Origin of the sequence: Paenibacillus sp. ICGEB2008, assembly GCF_000307675.1 — a bacterium.
In the GTDB taxonomy this organism is placed as follows: domain Bacteria; phylum Bacillota; class Bacilli; order Paenibacillales; family Paenibacillaceae; genus Paenibacillus; species Paenibacillus polymyxa.
Genome location: NZ_AMQU01000076.1, coordinates 1 through 764, shown reverse-complemented (window position 1 = coordinate 764; position 764 = coordinate 1). Strand labels below are relative to the sequence as shown.

Here is a 764-nt window from a genome sequence, read left to right as displayed (position 1 = left end):
TCTCAGGTACTTAGATGTTTCAGTTCCCCTGGTCTGCCTCTCACTCACCTATGAATTCAGTGAGTAGTGACTGTCGATGAAGACAGCCGGGTTTCCCCATTCGGACATCCCCGGATCAAAGCTTGCTTACAGCTCCCCGAGGCCTTATCGTTGTTCGCCACGTCCTTCGTCGGCTCCTGGCGCCTAGGCATCCTCCGTGTGCTCTTTGTAGCTTAACCTAGACTTTTCTTTCACAGAAAGAAAATGTCGATATATGCTACCTTTATTTCACTTGTTTACACAAGATCAGCTTAAAGGAATATTCTAAAACGCAATTTCGTTTCGGTATCCAGTTTTCAAGGTGCAATTCGCTTCGTCGAAGCGAAGCCCGATGAATATTTCGGTTCCACACGATGTGTGAATGAAACATTCGTCGAAGTTCGAGAGTTTGAACTCTCAAAACTGAGCAACGAGTGAGTAAGTTCAGGATATCCATTTCATTCACACATATTGTGATGAGCCGAATTGAATATCCGGTCGCAGGTATATACACCTGCTGATTTGAATGTTTCCGTTGCAGGAAACGATTCTCCATAGAAAGGAGGTGATCCAGCCGCACCTTCCGATACGGCTACCTTGTTACGACTTCACCCCAATCATCTACCCCACCTTCGGCGGCTGGCTCCTTGCGGTTACCTCACCGACTTCGGGTGTTGTAAACTCTCGTGGTGTGACGGGCGGTGTGTACAAGACCCGGGAACGTATTCACCGCGGCATGCTGATCC

The 764-nt window shown here is 48.2% G+C and carries 2 rRNA genes; both read right to left on the bottom strand.

The annotated features are described in order from the left end of the window. Positions 1-218: ribosomal RNA gene (locus tag C400_RS28365) — 23S ribosomal RNA — on the bottom strand; the annotation flags it as partial. A gap of 358 nt (positions 219-576) precedes the next feature. Beyond that, positions 577-764, bottom strand: a 16S ribosomal RNA gene (locus C400_RS0126050); the annotation flags it as partial.